This is a genomic window from Asanoa sp. WMMD1127 (assembly GCF_029626225.1).
Taxonomy (GTDB): domain Bacteria; phylum Actinomycetota; class Actinomycetes; order Mycobacteriales; family Micromonosporaceae; genus Asanoa.
In genome coordinates, this window is the sequence record NZ_JARUBP010000001.1 from 7,240,480 (window position 1) to 7,261,480 (window position 21,001).

The following is a 21,001-nucleotide window of genomic DNA, read 5'->3' on the forward strand; positions in this document are numbered from 1 at the left end:
TGCATGTAACGTTTGCGTAACTACCGGCCACCGGCCACTCTGATCGTCGCTCCGGTCACATAGGACGCGTCGTCGCTGAGCAGCCACGCGATGGCCGCGGCGACCTCGTCGGGATAGCCGGCGCGGCCGAGCGGGGCGTTCGGGCCGACCCGGTCGGCCCGGCCCGGCTCGCCGCTCTGGGTGCCGTGGAAGTCGGTGTAGATGACGCCGGGTTGCACCGTGTTGACCCGGATGCCTTCCGGGCCGAGCTCTTTGGACAGACCCAGCGTGAGCGCGTCGAGGGCGGCCTTGCTGGCGGCGTAGTGGGGGTACTCGAACGGGCTGCCGAGGGTCGCGGCGGCCGACGAGACGTTGACGATCGCGCCGCCGTCGGTCATCCGCCGGGCCGCCTCGCGGGCGCAGAGGATCGCGCCGACCACGTTGACGTCGACCACGCGGCGCAGGTCGGCCTCGTCGAGGTCGACGAACCGGCCGATCCTGCTGCCGACGCCGGCGTTGTTGACCAGACCGGTGACGGGGCCCAGCTTGGCGGCCTCGTCGAAGAGCGCTCTTATGTCGCCGGCGTGGGCCAGCTCGCCCGCGACGGCGACCGCCTGCCCTCCGTCGGCGGTGATCTCGTCGACGATCGCGGCGGCCGCGGCGGCGTCGCTGCGGTAGCCGACCGCGACGGCGTGCCCGGCCCGGGCGAGGCGACGCGAGGTGGCCGCGCCGATGCCGCGGGAACCGCCGGTGACGATGGTGACCTTCACGTGCCGAGCTCCAACCGTGCGTAGACCTTGTCGCCCTGGGGCTCCAGGGTCGCGCCGGCCCTGCGCAGCACCGCTTGCGCCGCCCGGTTGGCGGGTGTCGTGTCGGCCCGGACCGCGCGGGCGCCGGCTTTCCCGGCCTCGGCCAGGAGGGCGTGCAGAGCTCGCGTGCCCAGCCCTTGGCCGCGGGCCGAGCGGGCCAGCCACATGCCAGTTTCCGCTGTGGCGCCGTCCGCGTCGAGGGTGAGGCGGATCATGCCGCGCGGCTGGTCGTTGATCATGATGGCGTACATCACGGTGCGGTGTGGCCCGGTCAGGCCGGCCTGGCGCTCCTGGTGGAACGCGCGGAAGAACGTCTCGCGCGCCCGCGTCCAGCCCGGCTCGCCGTCGACCGGTGGCATGACCTCCTCGGGGGTCGCGTCGACGCGGGCGGTCTCGAGCAGGCGCTCGGTGAGCGCGTCGTCGAGGGGCGTGAGGACGAGCGGCATTGTCACACCCTAGGTTTAGCGTCCGGCGCATGACGACGCCATTTCTCGTCGACGTGCCCGACGCCGTGCTCGCCGACCTGCGGGCCAGGATCCGCGCCACGCGCTGGCCGCCGCCGGCGCCGGGGACGCCCTGGGAGCAGGGCACCGATCTCGACTACCTGCGGGAGTTGTTGGCCTACTGGGCCGACGGGTTCGACTGGCGGGCGGTGGAGCGCGGGCTCAACGCGTACCCCCAGTTCGTCGCGTCGGTCTCCGGGGTGGAGATCCACTTCGTGCACCAGCGGGCCGTGGGCGGGGGTGGCGTGCCGCTGGTGTTGACGCACGGGTGGCCGAGCGCGTTCGTCGAGATGCTGCCGCTGGTGTCGCGGCTGACCGATCCCGGCACGCACGGGTTGCCCGGGCCGGCGTTCGACGTCGTGGTGCCGTCGCTGCCGGGCTACGGGTTCACGCCGCGGCCGTCGTCACCGGTCGACTACCGGCGGGTGGCGGCGCTGTGGCACGGGCTGATGGAGTCGTTGGGATACGCGCGCTACGGGGCGCACGGTGGGGACTTCGGCGCCGGGGTGGCGACCTGGATGGCGCTGACGGCGCCGTCGCGGATGCTGGGCATCCACCTGACCACACCGGAGGTCTCCCCCTTTCTCGGCGACGGGGCGGCGCCGTTGACGGCGGCCGAGCAGGCCTACGTCGACCAGCACGTGGGGGTGTGGGGCGCCACCGAGCGCGGCTATTCGGCGATCCAGAGCACGAAGCCGCAGACGGTGGGCTACGGGCTGACCGACTCCCCCGCCGGGCTGGCGGCCTGGATCGTGGAGAAGTGGCGGTCGTGGGGCGACACCGGCGGTGACGTCGACGGCCGGTTCGGCCGGGATTTCCTTTTGACCTTGTTGACCGTCTACTGGGCGACCGGGTCGATCACGACGTCGATGCGGGACTATTTCGACAACCGGTGGCACGGCGCCGCGCCCGGGCCGGACGACCGCGTCACCGTGCCGACCGGGATCGCCGTGTTTCCCAACGAGTTCATGCCCGAGGGCGAGCCGCCGCTGTCGTGGTCACAGCGCCTCTACGACGTTCGGCGGCGCACGGTGTTCCCGCGCGGCGGGCACTTCGCCGCGGCCGAGGAGCCCGACCTGGTGGCGGGCGACATAGCGGCGTTCTTCGCGAGCGTGTTGCGCGCGGGGGGTGATGCTTGATCGACTCGAGGCATGGCAGGGCACATGACCGCCGACGAGTTCCGCCGGCACGGGCACGAACTGGTCGACTGGGTGGCCGACTACTGGGAGTCGGTCGGCTCCCTTCCGGTGCGTCCCTCCGACCCGCCGGGGGCGGTGGCCGCGCGGCTGCCGGCCGCGCCGCCGGCTGAGGGTGACGGGTTCGCCGGGCTGCGGGCCGACCTCGACTCCGTCGTGCTGCCCGGGATGACGCACTGGCAGCACCCCGGCTTCTTCGCGTACTTCCCGGCCAACACGTCGGGGCCCAGCGTGCTCGGTGACCTGGTGGGCGCGGGGCTGGGCGTGCAGGGGATGCTCTGGGCCACCGGTCCGGCCGCGACCGAGGTCGAGACCGTGATGATGGACTGGCTGGCCACGTTGCTCGGACTGCCATCGCGGTTCCTGTCGTCGTCGGCGGGCGGCGGCGTCATCCAGGACTCGGCGTCGTCGGCGGCGCTGGTGGCGACGCTGGCGGGGCTGCACCGGGCGGGCGGCGGCGGGTGGCGCTCATCGGGGGTCGAGGGGGCGCGCTACACGGTCTACACGTCGACCCAGGGGCACTCGTCGATCGAGAAGGCCGCCCGGATCGCCGGCATCGGCGACGCGGGCGTCCGCCTCATCCCGGTCTCGCCGTCGACGCTGGCGATGGACCCGGCGGCGTTGCGTGCGGCGCTGGCCGCCGACGTGGCGGCGGGTGCGCGGCCCGCTCTGGTGGTGGCCACGATCGGCACGACGTCGACCACCGCCGTCGACCCGCTGCCGGCGATCGGCGAGATCTGCGCGGAATATGGCGTCTGGCTGCACGTCGACGCGGCCTACGCGGGCGCGGCGGCGGTCTGCCCGGAGCTGCGGTGGACGCACGCGGGGCTCGAGCACGCGGACTCGTACTGCTTCGACCCGCACAAGTGGCTGCTGACGGGCTTCGACTGCGACGCGTTCTGGGTCGCCGACCGCGAGGCGCTGGTGTCGGCGCTGACCGTCATGCCGGAATACCTGCGCAACGTGGCGACGGAGTCGGGGGCGGTGATCGACTACCGCGACTGGGGAGTGCCGCTGGGTCGGCGCTTCCGGGCACTCAAGCTCTGGTTCGTCATGCGCTGGTACGGGGCGTCCGGCCTGCAGGCCCACATCCGCTCGGGGGTTTCCTTGGCGCGGCGGTTCGCAGATCTGGTGGCGGCCGACGAGCGCTTCGAGATCGTCGCCCCGCACCCGTTCTCGCTGGTCTGCTTCCGCCTCCGCGCGGGCGACGCGGCGTCGGAGGAGCTGCTGTCCCGGATCAACGCCACGGGCCGCTACTACCTGACCCACACCAAGGTCAACGGCTCCTACGTCCTGCGGCTGGCCATCGGCGCGCCGCAGACCAGCGAGTCGCATGTGGACGAGGTGTGGTCGCTCCTGTCGACCGCCGCCACCGACGTGCTGGCGGGCCACGCGTCGTGATCTCGGCCCGTGAGGGGTGGCCGCGGCGGAGCGCGGCTACGCCGACGCCGGCGAGCTCGTCGGGGCGGGCCTGCGACCTGCTGGCCGCCAGGTACGACAAGGCGGCCCCAAGGACGCTGGCCGCCGGGCACGACACTGCGGCCCCTAGGACGCTGCCCGCCCGGGCACGACACCGCCGCCCCAAAGACGCCCGCCCGGGCACGACACACTGCGGCCCCAAAGACGCTGACCGCCCTGGCCACGACACTGCCACCCCAAAAACGCTGACCGCCCGGGCACGACACTGCCACCCCAAAAACGCTGACCGCCCGGGCACGACACTGCCACCCCAAAAACGCTGACCGCCCGGGCACGACACTGCCACCCCAAAGACGCTGACCGCCCGGGCACGACACTGCCACCCCAAAGACGCTGACCGCCCGGGCACGACACTGCCACCCCAAAGACGCTGACCGCCCGGGCACGACACTGCCACCCCAAAGACGCTGACCGCCCGGGCACGACACTGCCGCCCCAAAGACGCTGACCGCCCGGGCACGACACTGCCGCCCCGAAGACGCTGACCGCCCGGGCATGACAGGGCGGCCCCAAAGACGCTGGCCGCCGAGTACGACGGCCCGGCGGTGAACGGCTGGCCGCCTGGTCGGTGCGTTCCGGCGGTGATGACGTGCCGGGGTTGCTGCCGGCGGCTTTGCCGAGGTCGGGCTGCCCTACAACGAGAGAGACAGCGCAGCGGGGCGCCGAGGCGGCGGTGCTCGGGTTGGCCGGCCGGGTGGTAGCGGGGAGCGCTCGCCTCCGGAGACCTGGTTTCCTGAGCCCACTCCCATATCGGGCGCGAAGGTCGGCCGCTCACGGCGCGGCTCGTGGAGCTGGACCATTTCTCTGACCGCGCGATGTCTGCGACGCCGCGATCGACGCCGAGCCAGCGCCGACGCACGCCGCATCACCGCCGTTCGCGACCTACATTGAGATCAACTCACCGCTGAACATATAATGCGAAAACGGACGGCGATGACATCGGGCGCAGGACTGGCGATCCGACGCACCACGCCGATCGGGATCGCGGAGCGGCCGAAGATGGTTCGATGTCCGTACCCGCGGCGGTCCGAGATGCGACCTCCGGACCGTCGTGGGCCAATTGCCGGTCCCGTTAGACCATCGCCTCCAACCTCGCGGCGAAGCTGACGCCAGGCCTTCCTATTATTTTCATCAATGGAAATAAGAACCCGAGCCAATGGAGCACGGCTGTTTTCGCGGGATAATATTCGCATGCGGCAGCTTCAACTATTCACGACGGCTCACATGGCCGCCATGCGCGATAGGACGAAGCGCCGCAATTATTCGGTCGAAGCCGACGAGTTCCGCCGTGCGCACGCGCAGCATCGGGATTGGGGGATGGCGCAGCGGCATTCGCAGAAGCTGCGCCGCTTGCACGGCAACATTCCCGACGACGCGGCACTGATAGCTGCTTGGGCCGAGCGGCCACACGCGGCCGAGGCGGTGGGTGCGCTTCCGTCAGCGAGCGCGAACACCCCGAGCTCACCGGAACGCATCCTGGGTGAGCCGCCGATCCCGGCGGCCCGGATGCTGGAGGCCAGAGTCAAAGCGGCCATGCCGGATCCGTCACAGCAATCCGGCTCGGAGCCGAACACGACCGAACCACCCGAGCCACACCCGACCGACCCAGCCACGCCGGAAGCGGCCGAGCCGGCCACGCCAGAACCAGCCGAGCCAGCCACGCCGGTCACGCCGGAAGCGGCCGAGCCGGCCACGCCAGAACCAGCCGAGCCAGCCACGCCAGAACCAGCCGAGCCAGCCACGCCAGAACCAGCCGAGCCAGCCACGCCAGAACCAGCCGAGCCAGCCACGCCAGAAGCGGCCGAGCCAGCCACGCCAGAACCAGCCGAGCCAGCCACGCCAGAACCAGCCACGCCAGCCACGCCAGAAGCGGCCGAGCCAGCCACGCCAGAACCAGCCACGCCAGCCACGCCAGAACCAGCCCAGCCAGCCATGCCGGAAGCGATCGGGCAGGATCGGTCCTACACGGCCAACTGGCCAGCGCCCCATACGACCCATTCTGGCCGGCCCGACCGACCGGACCTCGCCGACGCGGCCGGCGGGACACGGCTGTCAGCACACCGCCTGGCAACTCGCCGCCGAGCCGGCCCAGTCCCACGTGGCCAGAGCCACCTGACCGACGCGGCCCGGCAGTGGCCAGGGCCACCTGGCCGACGCGGCCCGGCAGGACACGGTGGCAGCACACCGCCATGCAGGCCCAGGTCCAACAGAGCGGGACTATTCGACCGCAGAGGAATGGCATCGTCTGCTACACGCGGCCGGCGACGCATTCATCCTGCGATATTGTTCCGCATCGCGACGAGGTTGGCATTGGCGGAGCGAAAAATCGCGGCGTTCGACGAGATGTTTCGACGACCGCCGACATCGCGTGGCGCGCCTCGATATCGGCTGTCTGACGGCGGGCGTTTCTTATCGGCAAGATAAAGGCACACGCACAAACGGCTTCGGCCGCGGTTCGCGGTCAGGCCCAGGCGGCCGGGTCCGCGGTGAGGTCGCGGACGCGGTCCGGGAGCTTGCCGGTGGCGACGTCCTGGATCGAGACCAGGTCCAGGATCTCCCGCTCGCTGGCGCGCAGCGCGATCCAGACCTCCTGCAGCGCCGCCGCGGCCCCCGTGTAGCCCAGGTCCTCCGGTCGTTGGCCGCGCACGTTGGCCAGCGGCCCGTCGATCGCCCTGATGACCTGCCCGAGCCCGATCTCCCGCGCCGGCCGGGCCAGCCAGTAGCCACCTTCCGGCCCCCGCTGGGCGTGGACCAGGCCCGCCCGGCGCAACTGCAGGAGGATGCTCTCCAGGAACTTCGGCGGGATGTCCTGCGCCCGGGCCACCTGCTCGGCCGTCATCGGTGTGGGGCCGTCGCTCTTCTGGTCCGCAGCCGCGGCCAGTTCTGCCATGGCGCGTAGCGCGTAGTCGACCCGTGCGGACAGTCGCATGGGACTAATCCTATCGGGTACGTAGAAAGGAAAAGATCATGCACCCACGCGGCGGAGGAGGCCCTCCTGGACCGCCGTGGCGATGTTGGCGCCCGTGGCCGTGAACATGCGGCCCGTGGCCAGGCCGCGGCCGCCGGAGGCGGACGGGCTCCAGCAGTCGTAGAGGAACCACTCGTCGGCCCGGAACGGACGGTGGAACCACAGCGCGTGGTCGAGGCTGGCCCCGATCACGCCGCCCGGGCCCCAGACCTCGCCGTGCACCGACAGCACCGAGTCGAGCAGCGTCATGTCGGACGCGTAGGTCAGCGCGCAGGCGTGCAGCAGCGGGTCGTCGGGCAGCTTGCCGTCGATGCGCATCCAGACCCGCTGGTGCGGGTCGGCCCGCCGGTCGCCGGGCGCGACCCAGCCGGGCTCGCCGACGTAGCGCACGTCCAGCGACCACGGCACGCTCGACCAGATGCCGAGCCGCTCGGGGTAGGCGCCTAGGCGCTCCCGCATGGTCGGCACCGACTCCGGCCCCGGCACGTCCAGCGGCGCCGGCGCGGAGTGGTCGAGGCCGTCCTCGTGGCGGTGGAACGAGGCCGACATGAAGAAGATCGTCTTCTCGTTCTGCACGGCGACCGATCGGCGCACCGAGAAGGAGCGGCCGTCGCGGATGGTCTCGACGTGGTACTCGATCGGCTGGCCGGACTCCCCCGGGCGCACGAAGTAGCCGTGCAGCGAGTGGACGGTGCGCGACGGGTCGACCGTACGGCCCGCCGCGACCAGGGCCTGGGCGGCGACGTGGCCGCCGTAGACCCGCTGCAGGCCGACGACCGGGGTCGTGCCGACGAACGTGGAGTCGTCGCGCCGCTCGAGGTCGAGCATGCGGACGAGGTAGTCGACCGCCTCCTGCCCACCCGCGGGCATGGCGCCCCCGGTCACGAGGTTTGGCGCGTGACGCTGGCCGGGTCGACCAGCGAACCGATCAGGTGCACCCGGAGCGTGTTGGTCGAGCCGGGCGTCCCGGGCGGGCTGCCCGCGACGACGACCACGTAGTCGCCGGGCTCGGCCCGGCCGAGGCCGAGCAGCGCCTGGTCGACCTGGCGGAACATGTCGTCGGTGTGCTGCACGAACGGCATGTGGAAGGTTTCCACACCCCAGCTCAGCGCCAGCTGGGCGCGCACCTCGGAGACCGGGGTGAAGGCCAGCAGCGGCAGCTCGCAGTGCAGGCGGGCGAGGCGGCGGACCGTGTCGCCGGTCTGCGAGAACGCGACCATCGCCTTGGCGCCGACCGCCCGGGCGACGTTGGAGGCCGCGATGGTGAGGGCGCCGCCGTGCGTACGCGGGTCGTGCTGGAGCCGCGGCACCGGCATCCCGCCGGCCTCGGTCGTAGCGATGATCTTGGCCATCGTGCTGACCGCCAGGACCGGGTATTTACCCACGCTGGTCTCGCCGGAGAGCATCAGTGCGTCGGCGCCGTCGAGCACCGCGTTGGCCACGTCGGAGGCCTCGGCGCGGGTCGGCCGGGCATTTTCGATCATCGAGTCGAGCATCTGGGTCGCGACGATGACGGGCTTGGCGTCCTCGCGGCACATCTGCACGGCGCGCTTCTGCACCAGCGGCACCTGGTCGAGCGGAAGCTCGACGCCGAGGTCACCGCGGGCGACCATCACGCCGTCGAACGCGTCGACGATGTCGTCGAGCCGGTCGACCGCCTCGGGCTTCTCGACCTTGGCCAGCACGGGGCGGCGCACGCCGACCTCGTCCATGATCGTGTGGACCAGCTTGGCGTCGTCGGGCGAGCGGACGAACGAGAGGGCCACCAGGTCGACGCCGAGGCGCAGGGCGAACCGCAGGTCCTCGGTGTCCTTGTCGGACAGGGCCGGCACGCTCACCGCGACGTTGGGCAGCGAGACGCCCTTGTTGTTGGAGACCGGGCCACCCTCGATCACCAGGACCCGGATGTCGTTGCCGGTGACCTCGGTGACCTCGACCGCGACCTTGCCGTCGTCGATCAGCAGCCGGTCGCCGGGCTTGACCTCCTGCGGGAGCTTCTTGTAGGTGCAGGAGACCCGGTCGGCGGTGCCCGAGACGTCGTCGCTGGTGATCACCACGGAGTCGCCGGTGCGCCACTCGTGGGGCCCGTCGGCGAAGCGGCCCAGGCGGATCTTGGGGCCCTGCAGGTCGGCGAGGACCGCGACCGCGCGACCGGCGGCGTCGGCCGCCTCGCGCACCAGCTTGTAGACCGCCTCGTGGTCGGCGTGGTCACCGTGGCTGAAGTTGAGCCGCGCCACGTCCATCCCGGCGTCTACGAGGCCCCGAATGCGCTCCGGCGAGGCGGTCGCTGGGCCCAGCGTGCAGACAATCTTCGCGCGGCGTGTCACGCCCATGAGGCTATTCTCTTTCCCGGATCGTCCTTGTAACCGGCTTCTGTCGCAAATCCGAACAGTTGCCGCCCATCAGCGTGGTGACCGGCTGATGGGCCGTCAGCGAGCCTACTCGCGCCCGCGCCCAACCCGAAGCAAGGGCCCCTTGTTAACGCTTTTCGCATAGGAAGGGCCCCTTGTTAACACCTGCGCGTCGGCGGGCGTTAACAACGGGCCGTTCCTTTCGTGCCACCGGGCGTGCGGCGGCGGTCGACACCCGGAGGTCAGGCGGCCAGTGGGACCGCGGCCGGATCCACCGGGGTCGGCAGGGATCCCTCGCCGCCGAGGTACGAGTGGATCGCGGCGGCGGCCGCCCGGCCCTCGGCGATCGCCCACACGATCAGCGAGGCGCCCCGGTGCATGTCGCCCGCGACGAACACCCCGTCGGCGCCCGTCTGCCAGTCCGGCCGCGCGTCGACCGCGCCGCGGGCGTTGCGGGTGACCCCGAACTGGTCGAGCAGCGGCTGCGGCTCGGTGCCGTCGAAGCCGATCGCCAGCAGCACGAGGTCGGCCGGCAGCTCGCGCTCGCTCCCGGGGACCACCTCGATCAGCCGCTCCCCGTCGACCTTGGTCACCGAGACCTCGGCGATCCGCACGGCCCGCACCGCGCCGGTGCCGTCGTGCACGAACTCCTGCACGCCGACCGCGAAGTCCCGCGAGCCACCCTCCTCGTGGGCCGGGTAGTTGCGCAGGACCCACGGCCAGGTCGGCCACGGGTCGCGGGCCTCGTCGCGGGCCGACGGCGGTTCCGGGTAGAGGTCGAGCTGGTAGACCGCGGCCGCGCCCTGCCGGTGGGCGACGCCGAGGCAGTCGGCCGCCGTGTCGCCGCCACCGATGATCACCACGTGCTTGCCCGCGGCGTCGATGGGCGTCGTCTCCGCGATCCCCGCCGCGACCCGGTTGGCCGGCACGAGGTGCTCCATGGCCAGGTGTACGCCGCGCAGCCCGCGCCCCGGTGTCGCCGGTGTGTCGCGGCCCTGCAGCGCCCCGCAGGCCAGCAGCACCGCGTCGTACTCGGCGCGGAGCTGGTCGGCGGTCACGTCGACGCCGACGTTGACGCCGGTCTCGAACGCCACGCCCTCGGCGAGGAGCTGCTCGACGCGGCGGTCGATGTGCGCCTTCTCCAACTTGAAGTCGGGAATCCCGTAGCGCATCAGCCCGCCGATGCGGTCGTCACGCTCGAACACCGTGACCGCGTGCCCGGCCCGCGCCAGCTGCTGCGCGGCGGCGAGGCCGGCCGGGCCGGAGCCGACCACGGCGACCCGCTTGCCCGACGAGTGGCCGGCCGGCTGCGGCGTGACCAGGCCCAGGTCGAACGCCCGGTTGGCGATCTCCACCTCGACCTGCTTGATCGTCACCGCGTCGCCGCCGGCGATCGACAGCACGCAGGCCGACTCGCACGGTGCCGGGCAGAGCCGCCCGGTGAACTCCGGGAAGTTGTTGGTGGCGTGCAGCGACTCCGACGCCGACGCCCACTGGCCGGTGCGGACCAGGTCGTTCCAGTCCGGGATCCGGTTGCCGAGCGGGCAGCCCTGGTGGCAGAACGGGATGCCGCAGTCCATGCAGCGGCTCGCCTGCTCGCGGATCAGCCCGTCGTCGGCCGACGGGTAGACCTCGCGCCAGTCCTGGATGCGGACCGGCACCGGGCGCCGCTGCGGAAGCTGGCGCCCGTGGCGCAGGAAACCTTGGGGATCAGGCACGTGCCACCTCCATGACAGCCGTGTCGACGTCATGGCCGGCAGCCTCGGCGGCCCGGATCGCCTCCATCACCCGCTTGTAGTCGCGGGGGACGACGGCGACGAACTCGCGGGCCGCTTCCGGCCAGCGCTTGAGCAGGTCCTCGGCGACGGCCGAGTCGGTCTCCTCGAAGTGCCGCTGCACCAGCGCCTGCACCGTGACCTGCTCGTCGTCGGTGAGCGGGGTGAGGTCGACCAGCTCGGGGTTGACTCGGGCGGCGTCGGCCCGCCAGAGATAGGCGGTGCCGCCGGACATGCCCGCGGCGAAGTTGCGCCCGACCGGCCCGAGCACGACCACCGTGCCGCCGGTCATGTATTCGCAGCCGTGGTCGCCGACGCCCTCGACGACGGTGGTCGCGCCGGAGTTGCGGACCGCGAACCGCTCGCCGACCCGGCCGCGCAGGAACAGCTCGCCGCCGGTCGCCCCGTAGAGGATCGTGTTGCCGGCGATGATCTGCTGCTCGGCCACGAACGGCGCGTCGACGTGCGGGCGCACCACGACCCGGCCGCCGGAGAGCCCCTTGGCCACGTAGTCGTTGGCGTCGCCGTGCAGCCGGACCGTCACGCCCCGCGGCAGGAACGCCCCGAACGACTGGCCACCGGTGCCGACCAGGTCCAGCTCGACGGTGTCGTCGGGCAGCCCCGCGCCGCCGAACCGCCGGGTGACCGCGCCGCCCAGCATCGCACCGACGCTGCGCTGGTCGTTGCGGACCGCGACGGTCGCCCGGACCGGCGTGCCGTCGGCCAGCGCCGGCGCGGCCAGCTCGATGAGGTGGTTGTCGAGCGCCCGGTCGAGGCCGTGCTCCTGCTCGCGCACGCGGCGCCGGGCCGCGCCGTCGGGCAGGTCCGGCACGTGCAGGACGGGCGACAGGTCGAGCCCGTTGGCCTTCCAGTGGTCGATGGCCGGCGCCAGGTCGAGCAGCTCGGCGTGGCCGATCGCCTCGTCGATGCTGCGGAAGCCCAACTCGGCCAGGTAGCCGCGGACCTCCTCGGCCAGGAACTCGAAGAACGTCTCGACGAACTCCGGTTTGCCGGTGAATTTCTCGCGCAGCGCCGGGTTCTGGGTGGCGATGCCGACCGGACAGGTGTCGAGATGGCAGACGCGCATCATCACGCAGCCCGAGACGATCAGCGGCGCGGTGGCGAAGCCGAACTCCTCGGCGCCGAGCAGCGCGGCCACCACCACGTCGCGGCCGGTCTTGAGCTGGCCGTCGACCTGCACGGTGACCCGGTCACGCAGCCCGTTGAGCAGCAGCGTCTGCTGGGTCTCGGCCAGCCCCAGCTCCCACGGGGTGCCGGCGTGCTTGAGGGAGTTGAGCGGGCTGGCGCCCGTACCCCCGTCGTGGCCGGAGATCAGGATGACGTCGGCCTTGAGCTTGGCGACGCCGGCCGCGACCGTGCCGACCCCGACCTCGGAGACCAGCTTGACGTGCACCCGGGCGGCCGGGTTGACCATCTTGAGGTCGTGGACGAGCTGCGCCAGATCCTCGATCGAGTAGATGTCGTGGTGCGGCGGCGGCGAGATCAGCCCGACGCCCGGGGTGGCGTGCCGGGTCTTGGCGATCCACGGCCACACCTTGTTGCCGGGCAGCTGGCCACCCTCGCCGGGCTTCGCGCCCTGCGCCATCTTGATCTGCAGGTCGTCGGCGTTGACCAGGTATTCGGTGGTCACGCCGAACCGGCCGCTGGCGACCTGCTTGACCGCCGAGCGCCGCCGCGGGTCGTAGAGCCGGTCGACGTCCTCGCCGCCCTCGCCGGTGTTGGACTTGCCGCCGAGCCGGTTCATCGCGACCGCGAGGGTCTCGTGGGCCTCGGCCGAGATGGAGCCGTAGGACATCGCGCCGGTGGCGAACCGCTTGACGATCGCGCTGACCGGCTCGACCTCGTCGAGCGGCACCGCCGGCCGGTCGCCGACGCGCAGGCGGAACAGCCCGCGCAGCGAACCGGCCTCGGCCGCCATCTTGTCCACAGTGGAGGTGTAGCGGGCGAAGATGTCCTCCCGCCGGCTGCGGGTGGCGTGCTGCAGCAGGAACACCGTCTCCGGGTTGAACAGGTGCAGCTCGCCCTCGCGCCGCCACTGGTATTCGCCGCCGACGTCGAGCCGCCGGTGGCTGCGCTCGGCCTCGTTGGCCCGGTAGGCGCGGGCGTGCCGGGCCGCGATCTCCGTGTGGATGTCGGCCAGCCGGGCGCCACCGATCTTCGCCGGCGTGCCCGCGAAGTAGCGCTGCACCAGGCGGGCGTCCAGCCCGACGGCCTCGAAGACCTGGGCGCCGCAGTACGAGGAGACGGTGGAGATGCCCATCTTCGACATGATCTTCAGGACGCCCTTGCTGAGCGCCTTGACGTAGTTGCGGATCGCGTCGGCCGGTGCCACGCCGGTCAGCGCGCCGGTCGCGATCAGGTCCTCGGCGGACTCGAAGGCCAGATAGGGGTTGACCGCCGCCGCGCCGTACCCGAGCAGCAGGGCCGCGTGGTGCACCTCCCGGCAGTCGCCCGACTCGACGACCAGCGCGACCTGCGTACGCGTCTGCTCGCGCACCAGGTGCTGGTGGACGGCCGCGGTGAGCAGCAGCGACGGGATCGGCGCCAGGTCGGCCGTGGAGTCCCGGTCCGAGAGCACCAGGATGCGCACGCCGTCCTCGATCGCCTCGGAGACGTGCCGGCAGATCTCGGTGAGCCGGGCCTTGATGCCGGCCGCGCCGTTGCGCAGCGGGTAGAGCCCGGAGACCCGGACCGCCTTGAAGCCCGGCAGGTCGCCGTCGTCGTCGATCGAGAGCAGCTTGGCCAGCTCGTCGTTGTCGAGCACGGGCCGCGGCAGCACGATCTGGCGACAGCTGGCCGCGCCCGGCTCGAGCAGGTTGCCCTCGGGCCCGATGGTCGACGAGAGGCTGGTCACCAGCTCCTCGCGGATCGCGTCCAGCGGCGGGTTGGTCACCTGGGCGAACAGCTGGTGGAAGTAGTCGTAGAGCAGCCGCGGCCGGGTCGACAGCGGCGCGATCGGCGTGTCGGTGCCCATCGAGCCGAGCGGCTCGGCGCCCGAGCGGGCCATCGGCCCGACCAGGATCTTGAGCTCCTCCTCGGTGTAGCCGAACGTCTGCTGCCGGCGCTGCACCGAGTCGTGCGTGTAGACGATGTGCCGCCGGGCCGGCAGGTCCTCGAGGTCGATCAGGCCGGCGTGCAGCCAGTCGTCGTAGGGCAGGGCGGCGGCCAGCTCGGCCTTGATCTCGTCGTCCTCGACGATCCGGCCCTCGGCGGTGTCGACCAGGAACATCCGGCCGGGCTGGAGCCGACCCTTGGCGACCACGGTGGCCGGGTCGAGGTCGAGCACGCCGGCCTCGCTGCCGAGCACGACCAGGCCGTCCTCGGTGCGCCACCAGCGGCCCGGGCGCAGCCCGTTGCGGTCGAGCACCGCGCCGACCAGGGTGCCGTCGGTGAAGGCCACGCTGGCCGGCCCGTCCCAGGGCTCCATGAGGCTCGCGTGGAAGCGGTAGAAGGCCTTGCGGGCCGGGTCCATCGCCGGGTCGTTCTCCCACGCCTCGGGGATCATCATCAGCACGGCGTGCGGCAGCTCGCGGCCGGCGAGGTGGAGCAGCTCGAGCACCTCGTCGAAGTTGGCCGAGTCGGACGCGGCCGGCGTGCAGACCGGGAAGAGCCGCCGGATGTTGCCGGGGATCTGCGGCGACGCCAGCAGGGCCTCGCGGGCCATCATCCAGTTCTTGTTGCCACGGATGGTGTTGATCTCGCCGTTGTGCGCGATGAAGCGGTAGGGGTGGGCCAGCGGCCACGACGGGAACGTGTTGGTCGAGAAGCGGGAGTGCACCAGGGCGATCGCGCTGCTCACCCGCTCGTCGGTCAGGTCCGGGAAGAACGCCGGCAGCTGGTCGGGCGTGAGCATGCCCTTGTAGACCATGGTCCGGGCCGACAGGCTCGGGAAGTAGGCCGGTATGCCGCGCTCGGCGGTCTCGCGCTCGGCCTGCTTGCGCACGCAGAACGCGACCCGGTCGAGGTCGATCCCGCTGATCGGCGTGCCGGCCGGCCCCGCGGGACCGTCGTGCAGCCGGTGGGCGGCGAGGAAGATCTGGCGGATCCGCGGGCGTACGAGCTCCGCGGTGGCGCCCAGGCCCGCGGGCTCGACGGGCACGTCGCGCCAGCCGAGCACCTCGGCGCCCTCGACGATGGCGTACTTCTCGATCACCGTGACCGCCTGGGCGGCCTCCGCCTCGCCGTTGGGCAGGAACACCAGGCCGGTGGCGTAGAAGCCGGCCGCCGGCAGCGGGACGTCGACGCTGGCCCGGAGGAACTCGTCGGGCACCTGGATCATGATGCCGGCGCCGTCGCCGGTGTTGGGCTCCGCGCCGCGCGCTCCCCGGTGGTCGAGCCGGCACAGCGCCGAGAGTCCCTTCGCCACGACGTCGTGGGACGGGCGGCCGGCAAGATCGGCCACGAACGCGACGCCGCAGGAGTCACGCTCGTTCTCGGGGTCGTACAAACCCTGGGGATGCGGCTGAGCCGCCCCGACAAATGCCACCGGGCCTCCACGGTCGTCTTGGTCACGCTGATTTCAGATGCGGGACGACGTCGGCCCTGGGGGTCTTCTGAGTTTACGTGAATGCCGGCCCTCATCCGCCAGGACGTATTGATCACACGCCCAGAGTCTGAGATGTGTACTCTCGCGCGGTGACTACCCCTGATCCTGCCCTCCTGCACCGACTGGAGGCCTTCTACGACGCCCTGCCCCGGTTCACCGCGCGTGCGGAGGAGTTCGGGGGGCTTGTCCTGTTCGTCCGGGAAGGAGCGGGCTGGCCGTTCTACGCCCGTCCCCGGCTCGACGGTGGCGAGCCACCGTCCGCGGCCGACATCATGGCCGCCCGGGAGCGGCAGCGTGAGCTGGGCCTGCCGGAGGCCTTCGAGTGGGTCCACGAGAACGCGCCCGACCTGCTCGCCGTCGCCCGCTCGGCCGGCCTGGCGGTGCTGGAGGCGCCGCTGATGGTGCTCGACCCGGCGGCGCTGCCCACCGCGGACGCGCCCGACGTGCGGCTGCTGGACCCGCAGTCCCCCGCCTTCGCCGCCGACCTGGAGCTGTCGCGTGCGGTCGCGGCCGTGGGCTTCAGCACACCCGGCACGGACAGCGGCGCCGGCGGGCCCGCCGAGCGCGACGCGGCCCGGGTGGAGATCGACGCCGCGGCCCTGGAGGGCGAGCGGCAGGCCATCGCCGAGGGCCGCCGGTTCACCGCGGTCGCCGAGCTGCCCGACGCGGGCCAGGTGGCCAGCGGCATCGGCATGCGGGCCGGCGACGTGGTGGAGATCGCCGGTGTGGCCACGCTGCCCGCCTACCGCCGCCGCGGCCTGGGCGCCCGGCTGACCGCGGTGCTGGCCCGCCAGGCCCTCGCCGCCGGCGCGGACCTCGTCTTCCTGTCGGCCAGCAGCGTCGACGTCGCCCGCGTCTACCTGAGCGTCGGCTTCCGCCGCGTCGGCACGGCCTGCATCGCCGAACCGGCCCCGGTGGCCGCCCCCGCCTGACCCTCGTTCGTCAGCTGGGCTCGGCGGCCGGTAGGGCCGGCACGGACAGTTCCGCCGGCTCGCCGACCAGGGTGTCGATGCCGGCGACCCGGCCGGCCGCGTGGGCCTTGGCGTAGGCGTCCTCGCCCAGCAGCGTCCGCAGGCCGGCCGCCGTGGCGGCCAGGTCGTGCAGCTCGCAGGCCGGCACGGGCGCGCCGAGCTCCGTGCGGATCGTCGCGGCCGCGCCCAGCAGCGCCGCCCCACGCTCGCCGGCCCCGACCACCCGGGCCGCCTCGGCCAGGGCCTCCAGCACGCTGGCGGTGCGCCAGCGGTCGCCCACCTGGCGGTGCGTGGCGAGGCTGCGGGTCAGGTGGGCGACGGCCCGGCCGGTCCGCCCGGCCCGCAGCTCGACCAGGCCGCGCAGGTTGTGCGCCCACCCGAGGCCCTCGGGGAACGCGAGCGCCGTGAAGCGGTCGAGCGCGGTGTCGAGCAGCGAGGCCGCGCGGTCGCCGTCGCCGCGGTAGAGGGCGACGGCGCCCAGGTTCATCAGCACGGTGGCGGCCGCCTCGGGGTCGCCGAGCCGTTCGAAGCCGTCGAGGGCGGCGCGCAGCTTGGCCTCCGCCCGGTCGAGGTCGGTGGCGAGCCAGGCCGTGAAGCCCCGCAGCAGCGTCGACTGGGTCGCGCCCCACTCGTCGCCGTGCATGCCGAACAGGCGGGCGGCGGCGTCGAGGTGCGCGGCCGACGCGCGATATTCGGCCCGCTCGCGGGCCACGGAGCCGAGCGTCAGCTCCACCCGGGCCTCGCCGAGCGGGTCGCCGGCCGCGCGGCAGGCGGCCCACGCCTGCGCGGCGTGCCGGGCCGCGGCCGGGTAGTCGCAGAGCAGCATCGCCAGCATCGCCGCCCCGGCCAGGGCCCGGGCGCGCAGGGTGGCCGGCGCGTCGGGGTGCCGGGCCAGCGCGTCGACCAGCCACGTGCGGCCGTCGCGGTAGTAGCCCTCGAGCCGGCAGTAGTTGGCCAGCACCCCGGCCAGCCGGAGGTCGCCGTGCGGCTCGTCGGCGGCCCCGGCGCCGGCCAGCCAGGCCATCGCGGCCCGCAGGTTGGCCGCCTCGCGGCGGAGCCGGCCGAGCCACCAGCCCTGGGCCGAGCCGCGCAGGCCGCCGTCGGCCCGCTCGGCCAGCGCGAGGAAGTGCCGGGCGTGCGCCTGCCGGGCGGCCTCCTCGCTCCCGGCGGCGCGCAGGCGGCCGAGCGCGTGCCGGTGGATCGGCACCAGCATGCGGAAGCGGGCGTCCGGCTGCGCCTCCACCAGGGACGCCTCGACGAGGGCGGCCAGGCCCTCGGCGGCGTCGCGGCCGGCTACCGCGGCGGCCGCCTCGGCGTCGAACCCCCCGGCGAACACCGCCAGCCGGTCGAAGAGTTGGCTGGCGACCGGGTCCAGCTGGTCCACACTGGACTCCACGGCGGCCGCGACGGTGCGGTGCCGGGCCGGCGCGGTCGGGTCCGGGCTGCGCAGCACGCTGTGGTCGGCCCGCAGCCGGGCGACGATCTCGGGAACCGACAGCACCGGCGTACGCGCGGCGGCGAGCTCGATGGCCAGCGGCAGCCCGTCGAGCTCGGCGCAGAGCATGGCCACGGCGGCCGCGTCGGACTCCGGGACCGGGCGGCCGGCCCGGGCGCGGGCGCGCTCCAGGAACAGCCGGCTCGCCGGGTGGGCCGCCAGACCCGCGATCGTGTGCTCGCCCTCGGGCGCGGGCCCGGACAGCGGCGGCACCGGCACGGTGACCTCGCCGGGCACCCGCAACGCGACCCGGCTCGTGGCCAGGACGCGCACCACCGGGCAACGCTCCAGCAGCACGGCGACCAGCTCGGCGGCCCCGGCGACGACGTGCTCGCAGTTGTCGAGGAGGAGCAGCCCGTCGCCGGCGCCGAGGGCGTCGGCCAGCGTGTCGCCAGTCGCCCGCCCGGGCTCGTCGCGGACGCCCAGCGCGACCGCGACCGCGGTGGCCACGGCCGCCGCGTCGTCGACGACGCTCAGGTCGACGAACCAGACCGGGGCCCGGTCGGTGGCGACGGCGACGGCGAGCCGGGTCTTCCCGCTGCCGCCGGGCCCGGTCAGCGTCACCAGGCGGTGCTCGGCGAGGTGCGCGGTGACCCGGCCGGCCAGCCGGTCGCGGCCGATCAGCGGGGTCAGCGGCACCGGCAGGCCGGTCCGGGCGGGCGCGGTCGTGGGCGGCGGCGCCGGACAGGGCTCCTCGGGCCGCTCCCACCACGTGGCCAGGCCGCCCGAGCGCACCTGCGCGGCGATCTCGCCCAGCCGCCGGCCGGGCTCGACGCCGAGGTTGTCGGCGACCGCCAGCACCGCCCGGTCGTAGACCGCGGCTGCCGCGCGCCGGCCGCGCGCGAAGGCGGTCGCGGTGAGCAGCAGCTCCCAGAGGCGTTCGCGGAGCGGATGCCGGTCCAGCGCCCGCTCCAGGTCGGCGACCGCCTCCTCGGCTGCGGTCAGCGCGGCCGCGCCGGCGGCGACCGCGTCGGGGTCGGCGGCCGGCGCCCCGGCGGCGGTCAGGGCGGCGGCCACCCGGCGCAGCACGCACTCCCAGCGGTCCTCGACGGCCGCGGCGCGCATCTGCACCAGCCGCGTGCGCTCGGCCTGCACCCAGCCGAGCGGGTTGACGGCGCTGCCGGACAGCGGGTCGTCGTCGAGGTCCACCTGCCACAGCCGCAGCGCACTGGCGAACCGGGCGGACGCCCCGGCCAGGTCGCCGGCGGCCATCAGCTCGCGGGCCCGACGCAGCAGGTGACCGAAGCGGCTCGCGTCGACGGCCCGGCCGGGCAACCGCAGCACCAACCCGTCCGGCCCGCGGCCGAGCAGCTCCGGGCACCCGGCCGCGGCCAGCGCGGCGGCCAACGCGTCGATCGCGGCGGGCAACCGCGGCCCGGCGCCGCGCTGCCGTGGCACCGTCCACAGTGCCGTGCCGATCTGTTCGGTGAGGACAGTCTCACCTGGACGGAGCGCCAGCACCCCCAGCAGGTCGCGGGCGGGCGGCGGCAACGGCACCTCGACGCCGTCGGCGAGCAGGCGGACGGGACCGAGCAGGCAGGCGCGCACGGGCCGGTGCCCGTCGGCCGCTGCCGGCCCGCCGTCGTCCACCACGCGCACCCCCTGTTCGGTAGCCGGTAGTCTGCCCGTCCGCCGGCCCTGAGGTCATGGCACGTTCGGCCCCCTCGGGCGCGTTGCTCGGCCGCTTACGACTCGGTCACGCGGGGGGCCGCCACTGTGCCGCGGTGCTCGCGGCGCTGCCCAGCAGCCGCGGGGTGATCTGGCCGAGGGCCGCGTCGCGGGCCCGCAGCGCGAGCCGGCCCCGCGTCTGCAGCACCGCCGACATCCGCCGGGTCTGCCGGACCATGGTCGCGGCGCGCGGCCGGCGCTCCCGGTCGTAGCCCTCGATGGCCCGGCGCAGCGGCAGGCCGGTCGACGCGTCGCGCACGGCGGCCGCGAGGGTGGCCGCGTCCTCGAACGCCAGGCAGGCGCCCTGCCCGAGGTGGTGCGGCATCGCGTGCGCGGCGTCACCGAGCAGCACCACACCGCCCGGACCCGACGCGAAGGCGTACGCCCGGGGCAGTGGGCGCAGCTCGCGCACCTCCTGCTGGATCAGGTCGGCGGGCTCCGTGGCGGCGAGCAGGTCGGCGATCGGCTCGGGCCAGCCCGCGTACCACCGGCGGAGCAGGCCGAGCTGGGTGGCCGGCGGCTCCGGCCGGGGCGCGCCGGCGGCGGTGGCGACCCAGTAGACGCCGCCCCGGCTGGAGGCGCCCGACGAGCCCCGCTCCCCCAGCGACGCGGCCACGAACCGGTAGCCCGCGCCGAGCGTCTCGCCACCGACCGGGCGGCCCTCGAGCCCCTTCGGCGCCCGGTACCACGGGATCACCGCGCGCCAGGCCGTGCAGCCGGAGCTGACGACGGCCGACTCGGGGGCCAGCCGGGGCCGGACCGCGCCGTCGATGCCGTCGGCCGCGACCACGAGGTCGGCGGCGAACACCTGGCGACCGGCGGTGACCGCGGGCCGTTCGGTGCCGCCGGTGCGCACGTCGGACACCTGGACGCCGGTGCGGATGTCGATGCGGTCGCCGAGCCCGGCGATCAGCGTGTCGTGCAGGTCCTCCCGGTGGACGACGACCGGCGCGCGGTGCGCGGCCACCGGCCGCGGCTGGACGAGCCAGTGCCCGTCGGGCCGCCGGACGCCGCTCTCGCCGAGCGGGGTGCCGATCGCGTCGAGGCCGGCGCCGAGGCCGAGGGCGCGCAGGGCGCGGATGCCGTTGGGCCAGAGCACGAGCGCGGTGTGGCCGGGCCGCACGCGGTCGGCCCGCTCGAGCAGCGTGACCTGCCAGCCGGATCGGGCCAGCGCGCCGGCCGCGGCCAGGCCGCCGATGCCGGCGCCCACCACCACGGCCGTACGCATGGGCACCGCCTC

At 73.8% G+C, this 21,001-nt stretch carries 13 protein-coding genes; 3 read left to right on the forward strand and 10 right to left on the reverse strand.

What is annotated here, in order from left to right:
* Positions 1-20 precede the first annotated feature (20 nt).
* Positions 21-749 (reverse strand): SDR family oxidoreductase, encoded by a 729-nt coding sequence (locus O7635_RS34615; RefSeq protein ID WP_278084702.1) that lies wholly within the window; start codon positions 747-749, stop codon positions 21-23.
* Positions 746-1,234 (reverse strand): GNAT family protein, encoded by a 489-nt coding sequence (locus O7635_RS34620; RefSeq protein WP_278084703.1) that lies wholly within the window; start codon positions 1,232-1,234, stop codon positions 746-748. The genes O7635_RS34615 and O7635_RS34620 overlap by 4 nt, the downstream gene beginning before the upstream one ends.
* Before the next feature lie 29 nt (positions 1,235-1,263).
* Between O7635_RS34620 and O7635_RS34625 the strand changes: the two genes are divergently transcribed.
* The gene (locus tag O7635_RS34625; RefSeq protein ID WP_278084704.1) at positions 1,264-2,430 is read left to right on the forward strand and encodes an epoxide hydrolase family protein; all 1,167 of its coding nucleotides are present in this window, start codon (positions 1,264-1,266) and stop codon (positions 2,428-2,430) included.
* A gap of 12 nt (positions 2,431-2,442) precedes the next feature.
* Positions 2,443-3,888 carry a pyridoxal-dependent decarboxylase gene (locus O7635_RS34630; RefSeq protein ID WP_278084705.1) on the forward strand — a complete coding sequence of 482 codons (1,446 nt, stop codon included), beginning with the start codon at positions 2,443-2,445 and terminating at the stop codon, positions 3,886-3,888.
* A 1,623-nt stretch (positions 3,889-5,511) separates the two neighbouring features.
* Here the strand turns inward: O7635_RS34630 and O7635_RS34635 are convergent.
* The 6 genes from O7635_RS34635 to gltB form a co-directional block, all read right to left on the reverse strand.
* Positions 5,512-5,955, reverse strand: a complete 444-nt coding sequence (locus O7635_RS34635; protein WP_278084706.1) for a hypothetical protein — start codon at positions 5,953-5,955, stop codon at positions 5,512-5,514.
* A gap of 472 nt (positions 5,956-6,427) precedes the next feature.
* Positions 6,428-6,895, reverse strand: a complete 468-nt coding sequence (locus tag O7635_RS34640) for an Rrf2 family transcriptional regulator (RefSeq protein WP_278084707.1) — start codon at positions 6,893-6,895, stop codon at positions 6,428-6,430.
* 36 nt (positions 6,896-6,931) lie between these two features.
* Positions 6,932-7,804, reverse strand: coding sequence for an acyl-CoA thioesterase II (locus O7635_RS34645; RefSeq protein ID WP_278084708.1), 873 nt, complete (start codon positions 7,802-7,804; stop codon positions 6,932-6,934).
* 11 nt (positions 7,805-7,815) lie between these two features.
* Positions 7,816-9,267: a pyruvate kinase gene (gene pyk / locus O7635_RS34650; RefSeq protein WP_278084709.1), complete on the reverse strand. Its 1,452-nt coding sequence runs from the start codon at positions 9,265-9,267 to the stop codon at positions 7,816-7,818.
* Between the two features lie 260 nt (positions 9,268-9,527).
* On the reverse strand, positions 9,528-11,003 hold the full coding sequence (locus tag O7635_RS34655; RefSeq protein WP_278084710.1) for a glutamate synthase subunit beta: 1,476 nt from the start codon (positions 11,001-11,003) through the stop codon (positions 9,528-9,530).
* Positions 10,996-15,567: a glutamate synthase large subunit gene (gene gltB / locus O7635_RS34660; protein WP_278084711.1), complete on the reverse strand. Its 4,572-nt coding sequence runs from the start codon at positions 15,565-15,567 to the stop codon at positions 10,996-10,998. Before gltB ends, O7635_RS34655 begins: the two co-directional genes overlap by 8 nt.
* Positions 15,568-15,716: 149 nt before the next feature.
* Between gltB and O7635_RS34665 the strand changes: the two genes are divergently transcribed.
* Positions 15,717-16,559 carry a GNAT family N-acetyltransferase gene (locus tag O7635_RS34665; RefSeq protein WP_278084712.1) on the forward strand — a complete coding sequence of 281 codons (843 nt, stop codon included), beginning with the start codon at positions 15,717-15,719 and terminating at the stop codon, positions 16,557-16,559.
* A gap of 10 nt (positions 16,560-16,569) precedes the next feature.
* Here O7635_RS34665 and O7635_RS34670 read toward each other — a convergent pair whose 3' ends face one another.
* Complete coding sequence (locus tag O7635_RS34670; protein WP_278084713.1) at positions 16,570-19,692, reverse strand: BTAD domain-containing putative transcriptional regulator; 3,123 nt, start codon at positions 19,690-19,692, stop codon at positions 16,570-16,572.
* A 97-nt stretch (positions 19,693-19,789) separates the two neighbouring features.
* Positions 19,790-20,989, reverse strand: coding sequence for an FAD-dependent monooxygenase (locus tag O7635_RS34675; RefSeq protein ID WP_278084714.1), 1,200 nt, complete (start codon positions 20,987-20,989; stop codon positions 19,790-19,792).
* Positions 20,990-21,001 lie beyond the last annotated feature (12 nt).